This window comes from Spirosoma arcticum, assembly GCF_054779955.1.
In genome coordinates this window covers 1-24,027 of the sequence record NZ_BAAGXG010000009.1, presented here as the reverse complement: position 1 = coordinate 24,027, position 24,027 = coordinate 1, and the positions used below count along the sequence as shown (strand labels likewise).

Here is a 24,027-nt window from a genome sequence, read left to right as displayed (position 1 = left end):
CCCTCCGGCGAACCGGAGTTACTAACAAATTTTAGCGATAGCAACCTACCAGAGAGCGATTTCGCGGGTGTTACTGCCCGGAAAGGCAATTTCGCAGGAAGCGCATTACGTGCCTCCAGCTTGCGGGTGCAGACCTAACGGGCAGTTCGTTTGCGGGCAGCGACCTGCGCGAAGCCAATTTTGACGGACCTAACCTGACTGACTGTAACTTATCGGGTATTGACCTTAAGGGGGCGAGTTTTAACCAATCCATCCTTGTAAACACCAACTTCAGCGCATCGGGGCTGGACGGAGCAACATTCAGCGGAGTAACGCTGACCGATGTTAAACTGGCCGCTACGGACCTAAGAAAAACAATTTTCGAAAATTGTCGCTTCAACGGTGTTGACTTTCGGCATTCCGATTTGCGGGGGCTGTGCTTAGAAGGGCAAACCTTTGTTTGTGTCAAGTTTGACGAGACGACCCTCAACGACGTTACGTTTAAAGGAGCAACACTCAGGAATGTATCATTCCGTTCGGCGCATATGGCTAAGAAAAAACCCATGTGCTTTGACAGCGCGACGATGGATAAGCTAACCGCTGCCGTACTCATGCGAATTGTCATACTACCTGAATCTGCCAAACTATTCGTCATAAACTACCTGTCTGCCTTTACTCCCTTCATTCGTACCAACATTTGTTTTCTGTAGGTGCAATCCGCCGACTTTCGGATTTGTGGGGTAGTCTGGTTTAGTGTGCCGCGAAATCCGTCTAAACCAGATCACCCCAATAGGTATAAGAATAGAGTCAGCTTGCTCTATGATTAAACCCTGAAACATAACTCTTTCAATCATACAAGGATATACAAAAAATGGTCAAAGACGATATAATAATCTTCGGCAAGTGTAACTGGCGGGTACTTGCCGTTGAAGACGGTAAAGTGCTGATTATTACCGAAAGTATACTGGAGCTGCGTTGGTATCACACAAAATTTGTCGAGACAACATGGGCCGATTGCGAGTTAAGAAAATACCTTAATAATGAATTTTACGATACATTTAACCAGGATGAAAAAGAAAGAATTATTACCGCAGTAAACCGTAATTCCGACAACCCGTGGTTCAATACAAAAGGAGGTACAGACACTACGGACAGTCTGTTTTTGCTTAGTCTGGATGAAGTTTGCGCGTGTTTTGGCGATAGCCGTGAAAAATTGCTGAATAAAGGCAGTCAAAAATGGCACATAGACGACGAAAACAACGGAAGCCGACAAGCAACCTATGGCAGTGATTTTCACTGGTGGCGGCTTCGATCACCCGGTTATTACGGGCGCACTGCCGCGAGCATCAGCGCCAATGGACATGTCTACGTCCGTGGCAACGGCGTTTACGGCAGACCCAGAGACGGGGGCGGTGTTCGTCCCGCTTTGTGGCTGAAGCTGGAAGATTAAACCTTAGTTTTCACCTGCACGAGAGGTCTCCTCAAATGGATGCAATGCCCTGGAGAAGCATCTGCTCAGCCCCCCACTGTTTGAGTAGGTCAATGAACGGCAGCAGTCCGGCTCCGCTGGACGTCAGCGAGTACTCGACACGGGGCGGTACTTCCAGGTACACGTGACGCGTCACCAATTGATCGGCTTCCAGTTCGCGCAGGGCCTGAGTCAGCATCTTGGGCGTTATGTCGGGCAGGCATCGGCGAAGCTGCCCGTAGCGTACCGAATCACCGCTTAGCAGGGCAATGATTCGACCTTTGTATTTACCACCAATGCGCTGAAAGGCGTAGTCAAGGCAGCAGCGGGGTAACGCGGAGGAAGCCGCCGTCGTCTTTTTTGCCATAATGACAAATTTATGTGCCTGATCCTGTTTTTGGTATCGTTTGGGTACGTAAGGCACAAAAAAGTGCATACTTGATGCACTGATAGCAGCGACTGTTATTTGTGGTGAGTTGTCATTTTTCGTACATAGCCATGAAAGCCCTGCACATTCCCCGCTTCGGCATCGACCACCTCACGGTAGTTGATTTACCGATTCCAGAACCTGGTCAGCATTTTGGTAAAGTGGTCGTCACAGTTTGAGTTGGTCGAACGTGCATAGCGTATAAGTGCGCTACCACGCTAAGAATCACTTCATTGAAGACAACGTTTGACGAGTCTATCGTTAATCGTCGCCTTTAATCACACCCTTGGCCATCCAGACGGAAAGAACGAACCCTAACGGGTATAACGGCCGTTGTATCCACAAATCCTTTCAAGGCAAATAGCCCGATGAATTGCGGGTTTATGTCCGATTCATACGTCTTTATTTCTTTGAATGAAAAATTGTCGACCGGGCTGGCGGAGTAAAGAATTCGGAACGTTCGCCCTTGCTTCTCGACCCGAAACGCAACGTGTTTCAGATTCGTCGTGGCGATACGCCGGTCGTTGGCAGTAGCCAGGGCAAATAAGGGCTGATGCACGAACTCTTCCAGATTAGTGTCCTGTTCACCATAGGACGCAATGGCCTGAATCAGCACCTCACCCGGTTTGACGTACCCGCCAAAATAATTATTGTACGAGAGCGACAGCCGAATGCTTTTACCCGTAAACAGCGTGTCTTCCATCAGGATAAGCCCGGCCTGCTGCCAGTTGCCACCGGGTACGAAGTCCTTGAAATGCACTTCGGCGCGGAAACAATCAGTCTCAACCCGGTGAAGCAACAGATTCTGTACGCCTACCGTCTCGCCGGTTTTGGGCCAGGTATCGCCGAAGAGGGTAAACAAGCTCAGGTAGCCAGGCTTCTCAGCCCGGCGATTCCAGAAGCGCGTATTCTTCCGTTGAACAAACCAGCCACGCCGGTTCAGGTCTGCTTCGTCAGAGTTTTGAAACGTTTCCCGTAGCTGCGTTGGGCTTGGCTTTAGAAACACGAATACCCCACCGATGACAGCGGCTATCAGCAGCCCAACAATCAGACCCCAATGAATCGGTTGCGGTTTACGTCGGCTTACCGAAGGCGAGCGGTCAGCGGGCAAGTCCGCTTGTTCGCGGTAACGAAACCAGTACGGAAAGTGCTCCTCGGTTTTCTTGCGCTCCGTTTCAGTCGTAGCGGGGGCACCCAGCACGTAGCGGGCCAACGTATCAAGGGTAGCCACCGATGGGTTTTCCAGCTTACCCGGCGCGCCAGCCAGCAGAAACTGGGTATAGTTTTTCAGGCTTCGCCAGCCGATGACCAGCCCCGTACGTTCCAGGATGGCATTGCTTAAGTGCTTACTGTCCGGTTCAGAAAGCGGGCTGCTCAGCGGACGGTCGAAACACGTCATCACCACCGCCTGCAGCAGGTGGGCAAACACCCGCCGGTCAAACTCATCCATTCATTACCATAAATCTATCGGCTGGCGAAACGAGTCGCGCACGAACCATCCGGTCCGGTCAGTAACCCGCCCTCACCCGTTGCAACAACGGTAAAATTAACCGGAATTGGCTAATTCCGTCACGTTTCCGCCCCAATTCCGCCGGTTCTGGCTCACTCAGCGCAGCTTTGTCGAAACAATAATCGATGATGAAAAACGCCTTGCTGCTTGTTTATGGAGTCACGAGCCTGCTGCTCACAGCCGTCCCGCTGATGGCTCAGGTTGCGCCAACGGGCCCCTTGTTGCCGGCGAACCGGCCAACCCCCGCGCAAGCGGCTACGGGGCTGCCCCGCGATACCGTTGCCGACCGAAATTCGGTTGCCCTTCCTGACCGGTTGGTCAGCCCGCGTGACAGCAGTAGTCCGGGCGGCCGGGTGCTGGGGGCTCTGCTGGACTCAGCGACACACCAGCCCGTTTCGTTTGCGACGGTCGCCGTTTTAACGCCGGAGCGAGGCCAACTCACGAGCGGTACCACAGCGGACGCCCAGGGTCAGTTTATCATTTCCAACTTAGCCATTGGTCGATACTGGCTCCGGATTTCCTTCGTTGGTTACCAAACCAAACAGATTGCCTTCCGCATAACCTCCCAACAACCGGACGTTCAACTGAGTCGCGTGTGGTTGCGGCCCGACGTGCGCTTACTGAAGGCGGTTGAGGTGATTACCTGGAAATCCTTAGTTGAAGAAAAAGACGACCGGCTGGTGTACAACGCCGAAAAAGACGTAACCGTGCAGGGCGGCAATGCCACCGACATTATGCGGAAAGTACCCCTGCTGACGGTCGATCTGGAGGGTAACCTCAGCCTGCGCGGTAGCCAGAACGTGCGGGTGCTGATCAACAATAAACCGTCTGCCTTAGTGGCGGGCAGTATGGCCGACGCCCTCAAGCAGCTACCGGCGGATCAGATCAAAGCCGTTGAAGTCATCACCAGCCCTTCAGCTAAGTACGACGCCGAAGGATCAGCCGGAGTCATTAACATCGTCCTGAAGAAAAATACGGGGCGGGGGTTTTCCCTGGGCCTGGATACCGGACTGGGTAACCGGGGGGGCAGTCTAAGTCTGAACAGTAGTTTGCGCGTGGGTAAGATGGCCTTTTCGCTGGGCGGTTCGGGTTGGCTAAACTACAACATCAGGGGCACGTTTGCCAATACCCAAACCACTGGCCCGACGATAGCGAATCAGCGGGCGGATACCCGCAGCCGCGCCCAGTCGGGGCAGTATACCTTCGGATGGGATTACGACCTGAACAAAACCAACACGCTGGCGACCAGCGTCCGCTTCGGACTCCGCAACAACTACGCCACCCAGGACCACCTGACTACCCAATCGCTCAGTATCGGTCAAGTTGCCCCCCTCGCTGACGTGCGCAATGTCGTGACCCTTGACTTGTCACGCAGTGTGGATGTCAATACGGTGTACACGCACGTATTCAAACCCCGGCGGGAACTCAGCCTGCTGGCGCTTTACAGCCGGAACGACCGCACGAATAAGTTCACGGTCGACCAACTAAGCCCGGTCAATCTGAACCGGGTGAGCCGTCGCGACCGGAATGAAAATCCCAGCCTGAATGGGGAAACAACCCTACAGGCTGACTACCAAATGGCTCCGGCTTTGCACCGGGCGGGGGCGGACCCGGTACTGGAGGTGGGCGTCAAGGCGATTTTTCGGCGGGTAAACAGCGATTACGTTAACCAATGGGACAGTAGCGGACAAAGCAGTTTCGTGATCAATCCGCTGTATCTCTCTAATGGATTACGCTATCGGCAGAACGTGCTGGCCGGCTACGTCTCCTACCGGCTTTCGTTTCCCAGACAATACACGCTTCATCTGGGCCTTCGGTACGAACACACCGCGATTCGTGCGCACGATCAACCGACAGCGGCTGAAGCGGATGGCTCCCTCGTCCTGTTTCCCGTACCGGATTACGGTAGCTGGCTGCCCAGCTTTGCCCTCTCAAAAGCCCTTAAAAGCGGAAAACGGATCAAGCTAACTTATAATCGTCGGCTACAGCGGCCCGGAATTCAGTTTTTGAATCCTAACCTGAATAGGGCCAATCCGCTGACTATTATTCAGGGCAATCCGCTGGTGGGCCCGGAATCAACGCACAATGTGGAGCTAAGTACGGGCACGACCATCAACCGGTTGTACGTCAACGCGTCTCTATTTGCCCGGTTGACGACCCATGCCATCCAGCCGGTACGTGACTCGGTCAGGATCGCAGTCGCTTCGACCAGCTCCCCCGGATGGGCCACCGGTATTCGCACCAGCTACCAAAACATTGGTCAGGAGCAGGCGTATGGTCTTAATCTAACCGGAAACGGCACCTTCTTCACAACCTGGCAACTGGGTGGCGGACTGGATGTGTACTACGTGTATCTGACCGACCGAGGTGCCAATTCCATTTATACCAGCAGGAATTCGGGCTGGGTGCTGGCCGGCCGGGTATTCAGCGGTTTGCTACTCAAAAAAGGATGGACCATCCAGGGGTTTGGCTTGCTGCTGGCCCGGCAGGTTCAGTTGCAGGGGTACCAGGGTGGCTTTACCTTTTACATGCTCGGCGTTAAGAAAGAGTTTGCCAGCAAGCGCGGGAGCCTTGGTCTGGCCGCTGAAAATTTCCTCAATCACCCCTTCGATGTACATAGTGAGTTAGTGTCACCAATTTTCAGCCAGCACACGGTGACGAGTTACTACAACGCTGGTGCCCGGATTACGTTTAGCTACCGACTGGGCAAACAAAGCGCTGAGCCGGTCAAGCCAACCCGCAAAGCCATTAGCAACGATGATGTGAAAGGGGGCGTCGAGAAAATCGATACGCCTTAAACAATGACAGGAAAGGGTTAGACCGTAAAACAAAAAGCCGCGACAACGGGTCTCAAATGCGGACAAAGATCGCTTTTAAGACCCTTTGAGCTTGGGTCAATGATAACCCGTTAACAGCCGAAACGAATGAGTAAGGCTTACGCTGACCCGTGCAATCTGCTGATATAATGACTGCTTATGCCTTCCGGTAATGGAACAGACATGAGCATTTTGCTGAATTTTCTTAGTATTCTTTTTAGCAGAATAGTAACAGATGAGATCACAACAGGAAGCTGTCATGAACATTGGAATTATCGGTAGCGGCAACATGGGCCGCACTTTAGGCTTACTTTGGGCCACCAAAGGCCATCAGGTTTTCTTTGGCACCCGAGATCTGAATACGCATCGGTCAATTGAGCAACTTGCCACGGTGCCGGTAGAAACCGGTACCCTATCGGATGCGATCCGGTTTGGTGATGTTCTCCTTTATTGCCTGCGGGACATTCTGCCGAGTCAGTTGGCCCCCGCGACCGATTGGGCAGGTAAAGTTCTAATCGACTGTAATAACAGTGAAATTCCACCCGACTACAATTTTCCACCGGTCGAACAGTCCTACGCGGAGCGGTTTCAAATTGACCTGCCAACTACACTCGTGGTCAAAGCATTCAACACCGTAGCGCAGGAAACATATAATCACCCAACCGATTTTCTACGTGCTCAGCGCGTGGCAGGGCTACTGTGCGGAGACGATCAGGCAGCGAAAACAACCGTCGCCCAACTGATCTCTGAGGTTGGCTTAACTCCGCTGGACTGTGGGCCACTGTGTTTGGCCAAATCTCTGGAAAGCTTTGCTGATTTAGTTCGTTATCTAATGATTGATGGCGGACAGGGTGTTAATATAACATTTTCTGCAACGATTCTACCGGAGGCTCCTACCCAGCCATTTGGCCCACGACAATAAAGTAGGGGCGTTGAGCGGGCCAACGCGTGGCTGGATAGCTCCAGGGCACTATTGCCAGGTAGCCGGTGCGGTGCGCTTTAAGTTCTCACAGGGCCGTCTGAGCGGTCAGAAGCTGGAAAGCCTTTCGTCTCATGGCCTTCTTCGTTCTGTTGTCTCGAAAAAATAGCTGAAAATCAGAACCCTTAAAAAGTCTCAATTTTAACCGCACCCAATACCATGATTGGTCGCTATTACAAGCAGCAGGTGTTCGAGCGGTTGTAGCTACGGCATCTCATTCGGGGAGCAGGGGTTTAGTCGGCAAGTTTATACCAAATCAATCACCGTTTTAAAAAGCCCCGTATGCAGGTCGTAGGCTTTCGTGGCTAAATCCACGGCCAAACGCCCATTATTGACGAGTACCAAGTAAAAGCAGTCGTTGTACACTTCGCTGGTTTGGTACTGACCGGCCAGGTCGAACACCCAGCTTTTGATCTCGTAAAAATCAGTCTGGTACAAATGTTGACTCCGAATTGGCTCAACGGGCTGGTTACCGAACAGGTTGCTGACACGATGCATTGGTTAGCCGGGACGGTGTTGGGGACAAAGGAAACAGCCTCAGTCTGCTTGAATCTTAGAAATCTTGCTTTTTTATCGAAAAGACCGTGAATCTGACAAGTTTCTTTACGCGGCTATTTAGATGCACGGCAACGACCGCCGGAAGCCGCTCAGGGGTGTCGAAACAACGACTACATCAGCGCATGTCGGTTCCCGGATAAACGTGAAATACAGATGCCATCAACGAATACCAACCCGTACACTCACGCCCGCCAATCCGATGGATAAATTCTCCTGAGTGAGCGGACCAATGGGGTACTTCAAATAAGGCTCTACGGCAAACACCGTCCGTCGGCTCAGGGGCCGCTCAATGCCGACCGACAGATTCAGGAGCCGCCCCCAATAGACGCCCCCGAAAGGGCCCCTCGGCCGGGTTTGAACGGCCTCGATCAGCGTCGTTTGCAGCACGGTCTGTGGTCGTCCGTTCGGGCCAATTACCTGCGTTACCTGCGTTTGGGGTATTTGATACGTATCCGTGTACTGCTGACGTAGAAACGCCAGGGATGACAACCCTGCACTAACCCGGAAGAGGGGCTTTGTTCGTTTGCCGACCCGATAAGTCAGATTCAGGGGCAAGTCGATGAGCACAAAGCGGGCATTTGTCCCCGTCAGTTGCCGACCCAATGTGGTCATGACCTGATTGACAGGGGGAGACATACCCACGGTCTGTTGCGCGACTGACAGACCCGTCGACACACTCAACCGGCGGCTCAGCGCAATGTCGGAGACGACGCCCCCGCCCAGCGTTAGCGACGAATGCCCGTTAGGGATGTAAGCCGTTTGGGGGGCCAGCGCGAGGCTCCAGGTAACGGCCCGACGTCGTTCCCGCTCCTTGTCGGGAGCGGCTGTTTCGGTCATGGTTAAGGCCGTGGCAACCGAGATCAGCGTCGTTTGGGTAGCCGTTGTTCCACTGACAACGGGTGCGGCTGGGGGCTGACCTGACTCGCTGACAACTGAATTTGTTGGTCTGTTTGACGTGACAGTTACCGATTGTCTACTGACTCCTAAGCTATCGGAACCTGATTTTCTCATTAAATTATCGTCTTCGGTTTTGTTCGTCGGCATAAACCGGGCGACGGGCGGTGCCGCATCGGGCGTAGTTTTATTCACTACCAAATTGAACGACGAACCAGTACGTACCGGACGCGTTTGGGTCTTACGCTGGCCCACGGCTACAGCCGGTCCTCTGGATGCGGTATCCATAATCGCTGGTAACAATGGCGATTGCTTGTTTAGGGCGGACGCCTTGCCTGGCTGAGTTACCCGATCTGCTACCGAGCCGGATGTCGTTGGCGACGGTAGAGGGGCATCGTCCAGCCAAAGGGGAGCCAACAGCATCCCTCCCAGCACACTGGCAGCCGCCACGTAGCGATACCAGGCTCCCAATCGCCGTTTAGTCGGTTGGCGGGCGCGGTCAAACTGTTCCCAGGCTCCTAATTGATACGGAGTCTGGTAGCCGTCGAGTGTCTCTCGAAGGTGGTCGGCCAGTTGCTTATTGACTGAATCGTCCATCGATGGGATGAAAATGTTGTTTTACCAAGCGGCCCAACTGCTCTTTGGCGCGGGTCAGATAGACCCGCGACGAACTGACCGAAAGGCCCAGTTGTCCGGCAATTTCCTCGTGCGTATACCCTTCCAGTTCGTACAAATTAAACACGATTCGGTAATGAGTCGGAAGCTGGGCCAATAGGGACAGAATAGCTTCCGCCGTGAGCTGGCTGATAATGCCCGCGTCGCTTGGGGCCAACTGACTCTCGGACTCATCGAGTCGAACCGTACTTGTTTCGTATCGGGCGGATCGGCGGTAGTAGTCCAGGGCCGTGTTGACTACAATCCGGCGCAGCCAGCCCCGAAAACTGGTCTCGAAGACGTAACGGTCGATGGTGGCGAATACCTTCATAAAACTGTCGTTGACAATGCTCATCGCTTCGTCGCGGGCGGTCGTATAGCGCAACACTATTCCCATCGCAAAACCAAAGAAATGCTTGTAGAGCATTTCCTGATGTTTGACACTGCCATGCTGGCATTCCTCGATCAGTTGTCTCTCAAAGGGCGAAGTGTCCGGCGTCATGCCGAGTCGGTTAGGGATATTAAAAAACCAACGGGTCTATGAATACCATAGACCCAGGTGGTAATCAATTCGTTTGGCTATTCACGTGGGAAGGGGCGCTTGACTACTTTTTGGTAAACACCAGCACCTCGGTAGCCGGGTTGCCTTTCTCGCCCGTGTAGATTTTAAGCTGACCGTTATCGGTTAATTCAAACGTTTTGGCTTTGCTCAGGGCATCCAGGAACCGGCCTTCGGCTTTCATCTGCTCCTCAGACCCCCCAATCAACGTCTGAAAAATAGGATCGGTCAGGACAACTAATCCCTTGGCCTCGTCCAAGCGGAAGGTACCCCCGTAATGATTAGGAAAGCCTACGCCCCCCATTCGTAGCACATCAGCCGATTCTTTGGTTAACCGAAGCCATGCTTTGTTTTGCAGGTGTTGTGGCAGGGACGCGTTCTGGTAGGTGGTCAGCCACCAGTCGCCTTCCAGTGCCGTGAAGCTGACCCGCATGGCCCGGTAGTCAGCCGCGCTGATGGTGGACGAATCCGGCGATGGGGTAGCCGACTGCTCCTGACAGGCATACGTGGTCAACAGGGTGCAAAGGGCCAACGAGTAGGCCAGTAAGGTTTTTGTTTGACGGGGAAACTGCAACGTTCTCATGGACGTAAAGAAGTTTGGTTTTCAATGCCATGACGAAGCGGATCGGTTAAACGCTACAGGGATGACCAATTAATTTTGAGACGCAAACTGCCTACGGCTTTTTCACGAGTAGTGAGCTTGTTTATAGGCGTTCCCTTTAACCGCAGGGTAGCCCACCACCGCATCTAACTGATCTAAGGATGGCTTGAAGCTTGGTCACCAGATTAAACGGGCAAGTGGCTGAGATAAACGACATCGTTTTGTCGATAGACGGAGGGATTGTGGGTATGGGTGTCGTTTACCGACATGGCGATACTCACAAGCCCACAAATCAGGTGATTTGGTCGGGTACGCTAAACTGAATCAAAAAGCCGCGTCAGCAGAAGCTGGACGCGGCTTTTTACTCGACTGATTATTTCGGTACAGCCGATTGGAAAGGGAATAAAAGCCCTGTTTCACTCCCATTCACATCCTGGCCAGCCCGGACCGGAATCAGAGGTTTTTATGAACGATTTCCAGCAGTAGCCCATACTGATACAAACCATTCATTGATCGCAAAATAACGAGTTCATTTAATAGAATTAGCAACCCATTTATTGACCGAAAACGGTCGTGACCCGTCCTGAAATCACCTGATTGTGCAGGCACTATTGAATACTAAGGACAAGACAGTCTGAGTTATTCATTCAGTGTGTACTCAAAATGAATTACTTGCCTGGCAACACCGCCCGTTGCCCGGTAGAAGTCAATGGCCTGAGCGTCTTCCTGATCCGCCTGTACAAACAGCTCTTCTACACCCAGACTGCGACAGTATTGCATCAACTGAGTTAGCAGTTTCGTACCGATGCCCTGCCCCTGATAGGTTGCGCTAACTGCAATATCATACAGGTAAACCACCGGCTTTTCCGAACGATATTGCGGTAAGACGTAGGCCGTTAGGCCACCAACGACCTGATTGACAAACCGGGCGACAACAACCATAAAATCTTGACGGGCTAACAGGTGTTGCAGGTGTTCGGGCCGAGCTTTCGCTACCATGTCGGTTTCTAAAACGTCCCGGAATAGGTGGATCAGTTCATTAAACTGATCCACCTCACCATGCATCAATCTTCTGATTTCGACATTCATCAGGATAACGCATTATAGTTATTCATGTCTGATTGCCGTAGCTTACCTCCACACGAGTTAATGCCGAAGGGGCTGTCTGCCAGCAATTCAGTCGAGACCGTAGCCTCGCTTCTGCTTAGACCCGTGAGAAGAACGGGTGGGCGATCAGGCCATTACGGTGGCATTAATCATGGTCTCCGACAGCAGGGTGTAGCAAGCCTGCCAGGCTGCCTGCACCTCAGGTGTCCAGGCTTCGCCCAAGCCTTGTTCCAGCGTCCAGAGCAGGGCCTGTCCTACCAGAACGTAATGATATTCCTGAACGCCGTAGTGTACGTGTCGGCGGGCGAGAGCTTCAACGTCAGTTACCACACTGTCGAGCCGGTCGAGTCGGGTAATAATGTAGGTGAGCGTAGCCAGCAGCTTCTTCGACTGCTCGGGCACCGACGTACGACTAAACAAAGGGCTAACCTCCGGCGCCGTGGCGAACAGTCGGTCATAGAAGAGTTGCCCCACGGTTTCAACGGGTAGACCGGCTACCCGTTGATAGAACTCTTTAATGAGTTGAATTTGGTGAAACGTCATGGTTGTGGTGTTTTAAAGTGTCTCGGCCGCGAGCGTGGCCGTCAGCTTCTGGGCCAGCGGTCTCAGCACCTTCGTCATCATCTCAGCATCACCGCCGGTAGTCATGGCGCTGGTGCTCTGCTGCGACGTTTCGCCGGCGTGTCTGACCTTTCCCGTGGCAACCTCCACGAGCCGGGTTTTGAGCGTGGCGGAGCCTTTCGTGTTGTAGTCGACGACCGTCCCCGTCAGCACATAACTGACCTTGAGTTGCTTGCCGACCCGCACCGCAGCGTCCGTCGAAGCTCCGTTCACCGCTACCAGATCGGCTTTCGACGCATCCCTCGTGTGCCTGACATCCACGACGTCAAACCGCTTGCTTTGGTAAAGGGCGAACGCGGTACCGGCCTGAAGATGCCGCTTGGTTTCGACCGACATCCCCGGCGCGTTGGGGCCGGGGGTGAATTCGACCACTGCCACCCGGGTCTTGCCTGTTTTTCCCGCCGATTCCTGCGACGGCGCCTGGGCGAATGTTGTGCCCGCTAATGCGATGCCCAAAAGAAGGGCTGTAGCTGAGTTTTTCATGATTGTTTCCATTTTGGAAATAGTAAGTGGTTTATTGTTTAAGCACTTTGGTGGTGAACGTCTGACGTCCGTTGTTCACTTTCACCAGATACAACCCGGTGGGAACCGGTCTCCCGCTTTGGTCGGTGCCGTTCCATTGCACCCCGTTCTGGCCAGATGCTGCGTTGTTCCGGGTGAACGTAGCAACGGGTACGCCAGCCGTGTTGAATATGTCCACCGATACGGGACCTCCCTCGGCAAACGGGTATTTTATCTCGGTCTGCTCCCGGAACGGGTTGGGGTACGCCCGCACCTTCTCCGCCGTTTCCGGTCTTTCCAGACGCGAGTGAGCACCCAAGGCTTCGGCCATCACTACGTTCCGGGCGATGGATGACTCAGCCGCTTTGCGAGCTGACGAAAAAGGTACCCCCATCGTGACCTTACCCACCGGTGCCCGCAGGGTCATGGGCCGGTTAAAGGTGGACGGCCCGCGGTACTCGCCCCGGGCGAAGTACACCTGCGCCCCGGCGGGGGCATCGCTGGCCGCTTTGTTTTCGGTGCGGAACGGTTTGTGAATCTCCCCGGTGCCGGGGTCGGACAGTCCTTCGGGGTCCACGTAGACAGAATTGGATGCGTAGAAGTCACTCACCTCGTTCCGAAACGCATCGTCACTAAACCCCAGGCCCCACCCTGGAACGCCGAAGGTTGGGTATTGGCCAGGCTGTTCGTTATGTACACCAATCGCCACGTTCGATCCATGGTAGGTGATGGGCGCGCCCTCGTCGCTCCCCAGGAAGTCAGGCGTGTCGTAGAGTACAAACCGGTCGCGGTTGGGGTTTGAAAGATAATCGTTTTGCTTCTCCAGCGATGTCTGCGTTACCTGCAAGGTCCGGTAGATGGTTCTGCCTTCCAGGTTATCCCCATTGACGTTTCCGTAATGGAAAATATCTACCGGAATATTCCCGCCCCCCTTCGCGTCGATGATATAATTGCTCGGGTTGGTTGAAATGCGAAAGTATTCCTGCTGGCGTTCGCCGGGCCGCAGGTCGGTTCCATTGGGCAGGGGTTCAAAAATAACCCAGCCGTATTTGGGAACATAACTAAAGGCCTTGGGTTCATCCTTAAAGTTCATAAAGCTCCAACGGGGCAGGTTCCGGTTTTTCAAGGGGTACTGGTCCTGGGGCGAAGGGTGCATGACTGTACCGCTGACCGAGGGAGGCACGTTGAATTCGATGACGTCGAAAGGAGCTGGGGAAAACACAGAATTCCCAAGGTACATATCGTACATTTCCCAGGATGTCACGATGGCCCCGTTGGGCGCAATCCAACCTGTGCCGTACGAATCAGAGCCGTTGGTGAACCGACCGACTGCTTTGGCATACGGGTACGTTTCGGTGAGGTTCGCCGAGGTGGAGGCCGCCGACTGCCTCGCGGTCTGCTGCGTTTGCGTGGCCTGACGGGCATTTTTGGTCAGATTGGCCGATTCACCGCTTGCCTTCACACCGCTAATGCTGACCGTATTGCGGTCGCCGGGAGCGGCAAACAGCGATACGTTCACCGAGTGGCCATTGAAATAGGCCGAGCTGTAGTGCCAGTTTTCGAGGTCCTGTTTCTTCAGTTCCTGCCGGGCACCATCAGCACCCTCCAGCACTAAATAACTGCCTTCGCCCAGTTGTGTACCCGTAAAATACAGCCGAAGAAAGGTCGTGTTCGGCTGCGTCACCTGCGTCAGGAACCGGAGTTGATTGCGGTCCGACGTATCTGCCTGATGCCGGAACGAATGCGGCACTATTTTCTGGGCTACCACTGGCACGCTGAACAGGCCGATTAGTCCTATGAGCAAGAGATTGATTGGTTTCATGTTTTCTGCTGGTTTAGCGTACCTTATTGAAGACTAACCAGCACCAGTACCAAGCCCGCGCCCGTTTCCAGCGACGTCATCGCTTTGCCGAGGATGGCCCCCTGCGCCTGCCCGCTGTCGGTTGCTTTCATGGCGTGCCCGGTCGTGGGCGAGGTGGTGAGCAAATCACCCGGCCGGATGGCGCCGTACTGTGCATCGACCCGGCAATAAACCCGGCCGGTCAGGGCAACGGGATGTTGCCCGCTGGCGAGCGTTCCAGCCTGCCCCATCAGCATGCCTGATTGCACGTCGCCCGCTCCGCTCACGATGCCTGCCACCGTTTTGTCATACGCTTGCCGGGCTACGCGTAGTTGCCCCGGTTTGTCGGGGTCGATACTCACCACCGTGCCCGGCAGCAGCGTTTCGCCCGCTTCGATGTCGAAGTGTTCGGCGAGGTCCGACCCGCCGGTAATTTCCAGGATTTTGGTGCTGGTGGTGCCGTTGACCTGCAGTGTTTTAGAAGGGTTCGTCAGGCCAATGCCCACGTTCCCGCCGGGCGTAATCACCATCGTGGCGTCGTCGGAACTGGCTGTTTTCGAGAACACTAATTTACCCGCCCCGGCACTCCAGTTGCTGTTGGCTACCCCAATCCGCCAGGCGGCACCACCACCACCGGGGTTGATGAGCTTGAGCTGCATATCACCTTCCGAGGCCACGCTCAGCCGGGCTTCGTTGTCCGTCGTACCCACTTTTACGCGCCCTCCACCGTTGGCCAGCAGAATATCCTTGTCCGACTCGTTGTTCAGGTACAGCGGATCGCTGCTTTCCATCTGGTTGCCGTCGAGGGTCAGCATGTGGGTGTTGTCGCCCACCTTCGAGTGCAGGCGCAGGGCACCGTCCGCCATATAATTACCCGATCTGGTGACGTTTTTCCCGTAGATGGTGAATACGACCGGATTATCGAGGTTGATGCCCAGCCGGGCCATGTCGGGGTCCATGGCAAACATCAGGTCGCCATTGTGCCGGATGCGAAAATGGTCTTCGTTGTTGATGGACCAAGTAGTAGAGGTTGCGCCTAAACTTCGCTTCAGTTCGAGACCTGCCGCGTAGCTGGAGAAGGATGCACCGCCATAGGAAGTGACGCGGATGTAATTTTCTCCTAACTGAAACGATTCCAGGCTCCGCGCGGGTCCGGTGAGGCCGATACCGACTTTCACATTGGTCGCCGTGTAGAGGTTGTTACCAGATGTCATCCATTGCTGGGCCAGTAGTTGATGGGAGCTGAATAGAAGGCCCACAAGATATGCCTTCAGAAAGAGGTGTGCGAAATACTTATTCATGGCTAAAAAAAAGAAGGTATTTGATTAAAAAGTTAGAAACGGCAGGGCATAGCTTCGCCAGTTTAGGGACTATAGCCCTGCCGTTGAGGAACACATAGTGACTGCTTAGCGGGGCCGCAACCGGGCCGGTTTAGATGTTCGGCACGGCTAAGTACACCTCAATGATACGGGGCGTCATGGAGACGATGCGGATAGCACCGTAGCGATGCTGTTCGGTCAGCTTGAAGAAGAACACATCACCCTGCTGGTATACCGCAGGCTCCTGGCTGTTATCCACATGGTAGCTTTCGAACAGATCCGGCCGCTCTGTCACTATATGCTGGATGGTCTGGACCGGATTATAGAAATGGGCCTGGTTGAACGAGGTGGCTTCCATTTGATTACCGGGACAGCACACGCGGGGCAGTTCGTCCAGCAGCGTAGTGGCTGTTTCTAATTTGGCGTTGTGGTACAGGTTGAAGTTGGTCTTGTACGTGTTGGAGGCCGATTGGCTGTTCAGGTAATCGAAACTGTTGAGCGCACCGTTGGATAGCGTAAACACCGTTGGAATCTTGTTCGGATCGGTACCCGCCGGGTAGTTCGGCCACTCAATCCGCCAGGTGAGCGTTTTGAGCTGGGCGTACTGACTATCTTCAGGAATAAACGTTTGCTCGGTGATCGTCGGGTAGGGTTGCCCGCCCGGACTGGTCGTAATGTCCCCGTCGTTTTCCCGCCTGGGGGGCGTGAATCCCCGAGCACCTTTGGCCTGCGGCTCCTGACGGGTGATCGGCGGTTCTTCACAGGCGCAAAGGGCAATGAGAAGAAAGGAAAAAACTGCTGCTGCTTTTACGGGTTGCATGGTAATGTTTGTTAAAAAAGAGAAAAAGAGTTGTGCCGATTGCTTACAGGTGATTCGGCGGGTACCTTACTCCGGCTGAAAACGGAGCCGCACCGTGTGCCGTTCGGTGGTATCGCTACCGTAGCCGACCAATCGTTTACCGATGAGTTGCTTCATCAGACTGTTATTAAGCTGCTCGTTCTGGCTGAACGCTTCTAACTGACAGAGTTTGTTCTCGGCGTTGACCCGGAACTGAATCACCACAATGCCCGCCTTTTGGGTCGGTCGGAGCGCGTCGGGGTACGAAATGTAGTTCGCTAACTGCTGCTCCAGGGTAGCTTTCGGAGCTTTGGTTTTGCGGGGACTCGTCGGCGCAGCGTAGGCTTGCGTCGTCAGGAAGCTTACCAGCGTAAGGAAAAAAAGTGACTTTTTCATGATTTGGTTTGTGTTGTGATTTGACAGTTTATTGGTTTAAGAGTAAAAAATACAGGATATAGCTTCCCCAGCCCGGAGCAGGATACCCTGCTCCGGCAAAACAGCCTTCTACGTTGTGGGGAAGCGGTTAGGCCGACTCAGTTATTCGGTACGGCCAGATACACCTCGATGATACGCGGTGTCATGGAGACGATGCGGATACCGCCGTAGCGATCCGGGTCGGCGGGCGTGACGCCGAAGAGCCTGAACAGGAAGACATCCCCCTGCTGGTACACCGGAGGCTCCTGGTTGTTATCCACCCAGTTGGATTCGAAAAGGGCTGGCCGCTCAGTCACCCAGTGTTCGAGCGTTTTGACCGAAATAGTAACCTTGTTGAACCAGATGCTCTCCATCTCTTCACCGGCCCCAAACGAGTAGATCAGCTCATCCCACAGTGTTTCGGACATTTCTATTTGGGCGTTGTGATACAGGTTGAAATTGGTCTTGTACGTTGTAATGGCCGGTCGGCCGTTCAGGTAATCGAAACTGTTGAGCGCACTGTTCGATAGCGTAAACACCGTCGGGATTTTGTTGGGATCGGTACCCGCCGGGTAGTTCGGCCACTCAATCCGCCAGGCGTGGCACTTGGTTTGGGCCCACAGATCGTAGTCAGGAATGAACGTCTGCTTGGTGATCGTTGGGTAGGGTAACCCACCCGGACTGGGGGCTTTGTCAGAGGGATTACCTTCCGGAAAGGAATCACCTCCCCCAGGAGGGTTAGTGAAGCCACGGTCGGTCCGGGCTGTTGGCTCCTGAAGTGTGATGGAGCTTTCTTCGCATCCGAAAACGGTAATCAGGAAGAGCGAAGAAACGATCGCTGCTTTTACGGGTTGCATACTATTACTGGTTAAAAAAGAGAAAAATGAGTTGCCTACTGCTTACAGGTGTTTCGGCGAATACCTTACGGCAACAAAGGTATGGCCGACTCTTCGGCCGGGGCTAACACGCATTTCCCAAAAAATAGCACGGATGTAACATGAGCTTACGGAACAATTTTAATGTACTAATAATCAGTAAGTTGCAATTGGTATTCTGTAATTTTCATGCCCTTTTGTTTCACAAATTCAGACGGTAACTCACCGAATTGGTCTTTGAAACACTTCGAGAAATACGATAGGTGCGTGAAGCCCGACAGGTAAGCAGCCTCGGCGATCTGGATGCCGGGTTGCTGCAAGAGGTCGGCGGCCCGCTGAAGTCGGATATGGCGGATAAAATCGGAGGCCGACTGATCGGTGAGTGCTTTCAATTTCCGGTGTAGCTGCATCCGGCTCATGCCCATTTCTCGCTGAAGGGCTTCCACGCTGAACTGCTCATCGGCCATGTGCTCGTCGATGATGCGAATGGTTTTCTCCAGAAACTCGGCTTCCCGGTCGCGGATGGGTGTGCCCGTCGGTTGCAGCATCACCTCGCGACTGTACTTTTTACGCAACACATCGCGCTGGGTAAGCACACTGTTGATGCGGGCCACCAGTTCGTCCAGGGCAAACGGCTTGGCTAAGTACTGTTCAGCCCCGCCTTCAAAGCCCTCTTTGCGGGAGTCGACGTCGTCTTTGGCCGTGAGCAGGATCACCGGAATGTGACTGGTCAGGTCGTCTTCTTTCAGGTGGCGGGTCATCGAAAAACCATCCATTACTGGCATCATTACATCGGAAATTATCAGGTCAGGAACCACCCGGCGGGCCAATCGCAGCCCTTCGTCGCCCCGCATGGCCTGCACGACCCGAAAGCGGTCGGCGAGTTGCTGACGGAGGTAATCGTTTAGTTCGGGGTGGTCTTCGACCAGCAGCAGCGTGGGCTTGTCTTCTCCGCCTGCTTCGGTCTGCTCGGCCTCCGCCAACGGGCCGGAAGTGGTCACATTGGTGCCGAGAGTTTGGCCGACAAGCGTGGCGGGTAGTAACACGTCCAGCCCGTCGGCGTTCTGCACTGCGTCGGCTTTCATCGGTAACCAGACCACGAAGGTGGTGCCCAAACCAGGCTGACTCGCTACGTTAATCGAGCCTTCGTACAGATCGACCAGTTCTTTGGCCAGGGCCAGTCCCAGACCGCTCCCCTCGAAGGTCCGCGTTTGCGAGGGATCAACCTGGTAGAAACGGTCGAAGATGCGGGTTTGCAGCGATTCGGGAATGCCGATACCCGAGTCGCTGACGACCAGCCGAAGTCCGGTTTCGGTTTCTACGTCGGCGCGTACCATTACTTCTCCACCCGCCGGGGTAAACTTGATGGCGTTGGACAATAAGTTGTACACAATCTTTTCGAGCTTATCGCGGTCGTACTCCGCTACCCATTCGGTATCAGGCAGGTCAATCTGATACTGGAGTTGCTTGCTTGCGGCCATCGGCTGGAAGTACTGCGCGGTTTGCCGGAGAAAGCTAATCAGGTTGCCCCGTTGGCGGTTCATCGTAAGCATACCCATTTCGGCCTTGGCCAGATCGAGCAGTTGGTTCACCAACCGAAGCAGTCGGTTGGCGTTGCGCTCCATCATGTGGGTTTCTTCCGGACTGATGGCTTCCCTTTTCTGGAGCGGTGCCAGGATTAACTGAAGCGGAGTGCGGAACTCGTGCGAGATGTTGGCAAAAAACTGTGACTTAACCTGGTCCAGCTTTTTGATGTATTCTGCTTCAAGTTGCAGGATTCTGGCCTTTTTTGTCTCCTCATCGGCTATAGCCTGGGCAATTTTACTGCTACAAATAGCGGCAATGGTTTGCAGGGCTTCCTGATGATGCTCTTTAAAAAAGCCTTTTTCGGGATGTTCCGAGTCAATGACCCCAATCACCTTATTTTGCAATAGCAGCGGTACGGCAAGTTCAGCGTACCGCTGCTCGTCGTCCAGTACGTAGCGCGGGTCCTGGGTGGTATCCGTTACAATTTCCGGCTTACCCGTTCGGGCTACACTCCCCACAATGCCCTCCCCAAGCGGAATCACCAGCGGGTTCAGAATTGAATAGGCCTCCGGATTTTTGTTGCCGTAGGCGGCTTTTTGGACCAGGGCCGTCTGCTCGTCGTTGAGCAGGTAGATCACACAATCGACAAAGCCTAAGCGCGCAATGCAGTTTTTGGCGACATCCCACAGGATTTCATCTACCGTGTTTTTACCGTAGAGCGATGTGGAAAAATAATGAATGCTTTCGTCGGTCTCCTGCCGGAGTTGCAGGCTTTGCGAAAGCCGGTACTGTTCATTTTCCAGCGAAAGCTTCAGGTTGCGTTGCCCGAGTTTGTACCGATTAAAAAGCAGATAGCTAATTAGCCCAGTCAGAAGCACGAAGGCGATTAGTGCGGCAATCAGCGTACGTTGCTGGCTTAGTGACGCTTGCTGGGCTTGCAGGCGAAGGTTCTGCAAACTCAGCTCGCGGTCTTTCTGTTCGCCCTGGTAGCGGGCCTGCATATCCGCAATCTGCTTCGACAGGTCCGCCGACTGCAAACTATCCGAAAGGTGTCCGTACTGTTGGTGATACTGTAGTGCCTGCTCCTGATTTCCTAACGCAGCATGAATGAGTGGCAGTAGCGACAGCGCTCCTTGTTCGAGGTCTTTGGCCCCAATTTTTTGGGCAATAATCAATGCCTTTTGCGCGTATTTCAAGGCGTCCCGGTAATTACCCTTTGCCAAAAAAAGTCGGGCCAGGTCGCTGTACGAAATGGTGATGTTGAGTTGATTATCGTTCTTTAGGTCAATCGCCAGTGATCGGTTATAGTAGTCGAGGGCTTTGTCATACTCCTTTTGAATGCGGTAGATCATGGCGAGGTTATGGTACGTATTGCCCATCCCCTGTTTGTCTTCAAGAACCGTATGGATTTGAAGTGATTTTAGGTGGTATTGTAACGCCCGGTCATTGTCCAGTTTGTCGAAGTAAACGTTGCCGAGATTGCCGTAAATGGCTGCTAACTGCGGGGTAAACGCATGCTCTTTCGCTATCTTTTCGGCCTGCAAGTTGGCTTCGATACTGGCAGGGTATAATTTGAGATACCGATTGATGATCCCCATCCCGATATACATTTTGCAGCTCTCTTTGTGCTCGCCCAACCGATGGAAGATGGCGATGCCTACCTTGCCTGCCTCAAGCGCACGGGCGTAGTCGCTTCGTTCGGCGTAGATGCGGGCCAGCCGATGATAGGCTTTCCCTTCGGATAAAGTCAGGTGATTTTTTCGGGCCAGCGTCAGGGCCGTTTGAGCTGCCGTCAACGCTTGTTCAGGCTGGGAGGAGGTGAGTTTTTCAGCCCGTTCAAGGTGTCGGTTTACCGTTTCCTGAGCAACACCAGTCTGGGCCAGCAACGGAGTGGCTCCTGTACGACAGAGCAAACAAAGCAGTAGCAAAAAGCGTGTAGCCATCGTTACCAATGTAAAACATAGTGTTCAGTGTCTTCTGCCGATAGAAATATCACAAGGTTTTGCATCAGTCCGCGAGCGATTTAGTGAAAGGAGAAGTCGGCAGTCCAGTATGCACGGGCAGGAGTCATGCTACGACTCGGCATGACTTCTGTTTTACGAGATGGTTCACAACCATCCAGTAGTAGCTTGGTCGAAGTGACAGAATCACTACCCGAACCAACAAAACAATCAATGTTTCTCAGGCCGTATGGGCCAGTAGAACAGTGCAGAATAAGGCTGAAATAACTGGTGTAACGAGTGGCTTGCCAACAAAACCTTTACTTGATTGGCCTTACCGGCCGTGCCACGGAGGCCTTTATTTTCCCATCTTCGAAAGGATCGACATTGCGGCCGACAACCGGTACTATTTTTTGGTTTGTTTAAACCTTACCTGCGAAGCGCCCAACTGTTTGCAGAAACTGGCGTGCTCCCAGTCGATATCCAGGTGCGTAATGCGGTCGGCTCGGTCGAAGCAGAAAACAAAAATGTGGTCACTGTCGAAGTGCAAGCCTTGGTTAGGAATGCCCATAAAATCCTGGACTTGTGTCCCGAAAATGGCAACGAAAGCCACTGCGCATCGGTCAGCTGTTCAGTTTCCCGCGTCAGCTCGTCGCGGGTGCGTTTGAGGTTATCAACCGTGTTGCGCCGGACGGCCTCAGTCCAGAGCTTCTGAGCGTAACTGGTTGTGATTGTCAGCACCAGCAGGCTCAACAGGATTAAGCGTTGCTTCATCGTTTTTAGTAAAAAAGAGGTGATTCTCGACGACAAAGCTATGAGAGCCCTTGGGCGTGCTATTGTACAAATGCGACATTCGCTCAGGACTGATACTGGGCCAGTTTGTGGTTGTCTTTAATGTAGATCGTTGGTCGTTTGCCTAAAAACTGCGTGAACTCGCGGATAAAATGCGATTGATCGTAATAACCACACTGGTAGATGAGGTCGTGCCAGTCAGCCACCTGCCAGCGTTGGTTAGCGAGTTGAGCGCAGAGATAACTTACTCGCCGAATGCGGGCAAAATACTTGGGACTTACCCCGACTTTCTGCAAAAACTACCGTTCAAACTGCCGCCGACAAACGTACAGTTCGTTCGTTAACTCGCTGACGTTGATAACGCCTTTGCGCTCGATGATTAGATTGGCTACGTAATCCGTCCGGTCAAACGCATTCCCCTTTTTCATCAGTTGCTGATATACGAATTGGTCAAGTAGTTGAATGCGCGTAGTCGGATTCCCCGCCTGTATGACCCGCTCGTGCAAGATTCGAAGTCTGTTTCCTAATACGTCGATTAAATTGATTCGCTCATTGGTGAACTCGTACATAGGTAACCCGAACAGCGAAGCCAGTCCCGACGGTTTGAACACAATCCCAACCATGCCGATCTTTCCGCTTAACTCCAGTGCGTAGCTTTGTGTGGCCTGTCCCGCCAGAAACGCGGGCGGAACCAGTAATCTGCTGTGTTTTCCATTGTCAACGCGGTACGCATCACCGTAGTTAAACACCATTAACGCATAGCCGTTTGGGGGCGACTCAACGCGCAGGGGCTCTGCCAGCACATCGCTTCTTTCCCATACGAAGTAACATTCAACGTAGGGTGACAAGTGAATGGATGGAGCGATCTTACGGTAAAACATGAGAATGGTCAGCCGTTTTGCCTCAATGTTAGTCAGTTAGTTCATAACCGGTCATCCGTTTTTTATTCATCGGTTGCGGATCGAAGAAATATTGAGTTTAGCCACCATCTAACTCTTGCTCAATCTTTTTTCAAAGCCAGCCGTTGGGCCTATGGCTCTACATCGTTTTGTAGGCGCTGCTGAAAATACCTCGCCTGTTGTTTAACATCGCTGGTGTTCGTTCCGATTTTTTAGAGTTCTGGGCATTAGAAATTGTTCTCACTTACTTAATGAGGTGTTCTCGTCGGTACACTACAGCAAAAAGCCGCGTTTAAAGTCAAAGGATTCGGCTTTGTTATTGACTAATTATTTCGATACAGTCGGTTAGAATCGGAGTGGGGCGCCACTGCGAGGTCGAAGCCAGGGAATAAAAAACCTGCTTCATTTCCTTTCCACATCTTGGACTATTTCAGCCGGAATCGGAGGATTTACTGAACGAATTTATTGACGGAGAATCTTGGCGCAAATCACTCATTGATTGTAGATTATGAGCTCAATAAATTTCATAAGACAACTTTTACTGGACGAAAACAGCCGGTAAAAGTAGGAGGGGAACGTGTACCTCAAGAAAAAGGTCTGTGATATAAAGGTTAGGTTACGCAACCTATACCAGAAGCCTTAGGAACGCGTTTTTAGTTTTTTCGTGTCTAAAAAAAGCTGACCAGCACTGTCTGTCGATAATCATTTGTTTGTTATGACAGCTCTGCCCTTTTCGACTGCCTATTTAGCTTGGTGGATAAATGCCCTTTAATCAATGGGAGTAGTTTAAGTAATCAAGCAGAATTAAGTTCGATATTAGTTTGAGTATTTTTCATAATGAGTTTTGTGAAATTGATGGTGTACGTTGAACCATACTCTTTAAAAATACAAAGAATAGCTTTCTTTAGC

The 24,027-nt window shown here is 53.0% G+C and carries 22 protein-coding genes; 4 read left to right on the top strand and 18 right to left on the bottom strand.

Features of this window, described 5'->3' with window-relative positions; all coding sequences use genetic code 11:
* Positions 1–104: 104 nt before the first annotated feature.
* A complete protein-coding gene (locus ACYVHB_RS20180) occupies positions 105–689 on the top strand; it encodes a pentapeptide repeat-containing protein (protein ID WP_461053896.1) in 585 nt (194 codons plus the stop codon).
* Between the two features lie 161 nt (positions 690–850).
* Positions 851–1,429: a DUF6273 domain-containing protein gene (locus tag ACYVHB_RS20175; protein ID WP_461053594.1), complete on the top strand. Its 579-nt coding sequence runs from the start codon at positions 851–853 to the stop codon at positions 1,427–1,429.
* 31 nt (positions 1,430–1,460) lie between these two features.
* On the opposite strand, the gene ACYVHB_RS20170 is transcribed toward ACYVHB_RS20175, so the two are convergent.
* A complete protein-coding gene (locus ACYVHB_RS20170; RefSeq protein WP_461053593.1) occupies positions 1,461–1,814 on the bottom strand; it encodes a winged helix-turn-helix transcriptional regulator in 354 nt (117 codons plus the stop codon).
* Between the two features lie 334 nt (positions 1,815–2,148).
* Positions 2,149–3,324 (bottom strand): hypothetical protein, encoded by a 1,176-nt coding sequence (locus tag ACYVHB_RS20165; RefSeq protein ID WP_461053592.1) that lies wholly within the window; start codon positions 3,322–3,324, stop codon positions 2,149–2,151.
* A 185-nt stretch (positions 3,325–3,509) separates the two neighbouring features.
* On the opposite strand from ACYVHB_RS20165, the gene ACYVHB_RS20160 reads away from it, so the two are divergent.
* Positions 3,510–6,182: a TonB-dependent receptor gene (locus ACYVHB_RS20160; protein ID WP_461053591.1), complete on the top strand. Its 2,673-nt coding sequence runs from the start codon at positions 3,510–3,512 to the stop codon at positions 6,180–6,182.
* Between the two features lie 277 nt (positions 6,183–6,459).
* Positions 6,460–7,122: an NADPH-dependent F420 reductase gene (locus ACYVHB_RS20155; protein WP_461053590.1), complete on the top strand. Its 663-nt coding sequence runs from the start codon at positions 6,460–6,462 to the stop codon at positions 7,120–7,122.
* Between the two features lie 303 nt (positions 7,123–7,425).
* Here ACYVHB_RS20155 and ACYVHB_RS20150 read toward each other — a convergent pair whose 3' ends face one another.
* The 16 genes from ACYVHB_RS20150 to ACYVHB_RS20075 form a co-directional block, all read right to left on the bottom strand.
* The gene (locus tag ACYVHB_RS20150) at positions 7,426–7,677 is read right to left on the bottom strand and encodes a hypothetical protein (protein WP_461053589.1); all 252 of its coding nucleotides are present in this window, start codon (positions 7,675–7,677) and stop codon (positions 7,426–7,428) included.
* Between the two features lie 219 nt (positions 7,678–7,896).
* Positions 7,897–9,228 carry a hypothetical protein gene (locus ACYVHB_RS20145; RefSeq protein WP_461053588.1) on the bottom strand — a complete coding sequence of 444 codons (1,332 nt, stop codon included), beginning with the start codon at positions 9,226–9,228 and terminating at the stop codon, positions 7,897–7,899.
* The gene (locus ACYVHB_RS20140; protein ID WP_461053587.1) at positions 9,209–9,787 is read right to left on the bottom strand and encodes an RNA polymerase sigma factor; all 579 of its coding nucleotides are present in this window, start codon (positions 9,785–9,787) and stop codon (positions 9,209–9,211) included. Before ACYVHB_RS20140 ends, ACYVHB_RS20145 begins: the two co-directional genes overlap by 20 nt.
* Positions 9,788–9,890: 103 nt before the next feature.
* On the bottom strand, positions 9,891–10,427 hold the full coding sequence (locus ACYVHB_RS20135) for an META domain-containing protein (RefSeq protein WP_461053586.1): 537 nt from the start codon (positions 10,425–10,427) through the stop codon (positions 9,891–9,893).
* Between the two features lie 657 nt (positions 10,428–11,084).
* Complete coding sequence (locus ACYVHB_RS20130) at positions 11,085–11,510, bottom strand: GNAT family N-acetyltransferase (RefSeq protein ID WP_461053895.1); 426 nt, start codon at positions 11,508–11,510, stop codon at positions 11,085–11,087.
* 168 nt (positions 11,511–11,678) lie between these two features.
* Complete coding sequence (locus tag ACYVHB_RS20125; protein WP_461053585.1) at positions 11,679–12,095, bottom strand: globin family protein; 417 nt, start codon at positions 12,093–12,095, stop codon at positions 11,679–11,681.
* A 12-nt stretch (positions 12,096–12,107) separates the two neighbouring features.
* Positions 12,108–12,668 carry a hypothetical protein gene (locus tag ACYVHB_RS20120; protein WP_461053584.1) on the bottom strand — a complete coding sequence of 187 codons (561 nt, stop codon included), beginning with the start codon at positions 12,666–12,668 and terminating at the stop codon, positions 12,108–12,110.
* Positions 12,669–12,687: 19 nt separating this feature from the next.
* Entirely contained in the window at positions 12,688–14,496 is a 1,809-nt protein-coding gene (locus tag ACYVHB_RS20115; protein WP_461053583.1) for a T9SS type A sorting domain-containing protein, read from the bottom strand.
* A gap of 23 nt (positions 14,497–14,519) precedes the next feature.
* On the bottom strand, positions 14,520–15,815 hold the full coding sequence (locus ACYVHB_RS20110) for a hypothetical protein (RefSeq protein WP_461053582.1): 1,296 nt from the start codon (positions 15,813–15,815) through the stop codon (positions 14,520–14,522).
* A gap of 130 nt (positions 15,816–15,945) precedes the next feature.
* Positions 15,946–16,653: a hypothetical protein gene (locus ACYVHB_RS20105; protein ID WP_461053581.1), complete on the bottom strand. Its 708-nt coding sequence runs from the start codon at positions 16,651–16,653 to the stop codon at positions 15,946–15,948.
* A 66-nt stretch (positions 16,654–16,719) separates the two neighbouring features.
* On the bottom strand, positions 16,720–17,067 hold the full coding sequence (locus ACYVHB_RS20100) for a hypothetical protein (RefSeq protein ID WP_461053580.1): 348 nt from the start codon (positions 17,065–17,067) through the stop codon (positions 16,720–16,722).
* Between the two features lie 137 nt (positions 17,068–17,204).
* Positions 17,205–17,942, bottom strand: coding sequence for a hypothetical protein (locus tag ACYVHB_RS20095; protein ID WP_461053579.1), 738 nt, complete (start codon positions 17,940–17,942; stop codon positions 17,205–17,207).
* A gap of 167 nt (positions 17,943–18,109) precedes the next feature.
* Positions 18,110–21,430, bottom strand: coding sequence for an ATP-binding protein (locus ACYVHB_RS20090; RefSeq protein WP_461053578.1), 3,321 nt, complete (start codon positions 21,428–21,430; stop codon positions 18,110–18,112).
* A gap of 426 nt (positions 21,431–21,856) precedes the next feature.
* Positions 21,857–22,201: a hypothetical protein gene (locus tag ACYVHB_RS20085; RefSeq protein WP_461053577.1), complete on the bottom strand. Its 345-nt coding sequence runs from the start codon at positions 22,199–22,201 to the stop codon at positions 21,857–21,859.
* Between the two features lie 83 nt (positions 22,202–22,284).
* Complete coding sequence (locus tag ACYVHB_RS20080; RefSeq protein WP_461053576.1) at positions 22,285–22,515, bottom strand: helix-turn-helix domain-containing protein; 231 nt, start codon at positions 22,513–22,515, stop codon at positions 22,285–22,287.
* Between the two features lie 3 nt (positions 22,516–22,518).
* The gene (locus ACYVHB_RS20075) at positions 22,519–23,100 is read right to left on the bottom strand and encodes a DUF6597 domain-containing transcriptional factor (RefSeq protein WP_461053575.1); all 582 of its coding nucleotides are present in this window, start codon (positions 23,098–23,100) and stop codon (positions 22,519–22,521) included.
* Between the last annotated feature and the right edge of the window lie 927 nt (positions 23,101–24,027).

Coding starts and splice junctions, on each gene's coding strand:
- ACYVHB_RS20110 (WP_461053582.1), bottom strand. CDS start 15,815: ATGAATAAGTATTTCGCACACCTCTTTCTGAAGGCATATCTTGTGGGC.
- ACYVHB_RS20095 (WP_461053579.1), bottom strand. CDS start 17,942: ATGCAACCCGTAAAAGCAGCGATCGTTTCTTCGCTCTTCCTGATTACC.
- ACYVHB_RS20130 (WP_461053895.1), bottom strand. CDS start 11,510: ATGCATGGTGAGGTGGATCAGTTTAATGAACTGATCCACCTATTCCGG.
- ACYVHB_RS20155 (WP_461053590.1), top strand. CDS start 6,460: ATGAACATTGGAATTATCGGTAGCGGCAACATGGGCCGCACTTTAGGC.
- ACYVHB_RS20170 (WP_461053593.1), bottom strand. CDS start 1,814: ATGGCAAAAAAGACGACGGCGGCTTCCTCCGCGTTACCCCGCTGCTGC.
- ACYVHB_RS20075 (WP_461053575.1), bottom strand. CDS start 23,100: ATGTTTTACCGTAAGATCGCTCCATCCATTCACTTGTCACCCTACGTT.
- ACYVHB_RS20175 (WP_461053594.1), top strand. CDS start 851: ATGGTCAAAGACGATATAATAATCTTCGGCAAGTGTAACTGGCGGGTA.
- ACYVHB_RS20140 (WP_461053587.1), bottom strand. CDS start 9,787: ATGACGCCGGACACTTCGCCCTTTGAGAGACAACTGATCGAGGAATGC.
- ACYVHB_RS20085 (WP_461053577.1), bottom strand. CDS start 22,201: ATGAAGCAACGCTTAATCCTGTTGAGCCTGCTGGTGCTGACAATCACA.
- ACYVHB_RS20100 (WP_461053580.1), bottom strand. CDS start 17,067: ATGAAAAAGTCACTTTTTTTCCTTACGCTGGTAAGCTTCCTGACGACG.
- ACYVHB_RS20105 (WP_461053581.1), bottom strand. CDS start 16,653: ATGCAACCCGTAAAAGCAGCAGCAGTTTTTTCCTTTCTTCTCATTGCC.
- ACYVHB_RS20145 (WP_461053588.1), bottom strand. CDS start 9,228: ATGGACGATTCAGTCAATAAGCAACTGGCCGACCACCTTCGAGAGACA.
- ACYVHB_RS20160 (WP_461053591.1), top strand. CDS start 3,510: ATGATGAAAAACGCCTTGCTGCTTGTTTATGGAGTCACGAGCCTGCTG.
- ACYVHB_RS20165 (WP_461053592.1), bottom strand. CDS start 3,324: ATGGATGAGTTTGACCGGCGGGTGTTTGCCCACCTGCTGCAGGCGGTG.
- ACYVHB_RS20150 (WP_461053589.1), bottom strand. CDS start 7,677: ATGCATCGTGTCAGCAACCTGTTCGGTAACCAGCCCGTTGAGCCAATT.
- ACYVHB_RS20135 (WP_461053586.1), bottom strand. CDS start 10,427: ATGAGAACGTTGCAGTTTCCCCGTCAAACAAAAACCTTACTGGCCTAC.
- ACYVHB_RS20090 (WP_461053578.1), bottom strand. CDS start 21,430: ATGGCTACACGCTTTTTGCTACTGCTTTGTTTGCTCTGTCGTACAGGA.
- ACYVHB_RS20115 (WP_461053583.1), bottom strand. CDS start 14,496: ATGAAACCAATCAATCTCTTGCTCATAGGACTAATCGGCCTGTTCAGC.
- ACYVHB_RS20125 (WP_461053585.1), bottom strand. CDS start 12,095: ATGACGTTTCACCAAATTCAACTCATTAAAGAGTTCTATCAACGGGTA.
- ACYVHB_RS20120 (WP_461053584.1), bottom strand. CDS start 12,668: ATGGAAACAATCATGAAAAACTCAGCTACAGCCCTTCTTTTGGGCATC.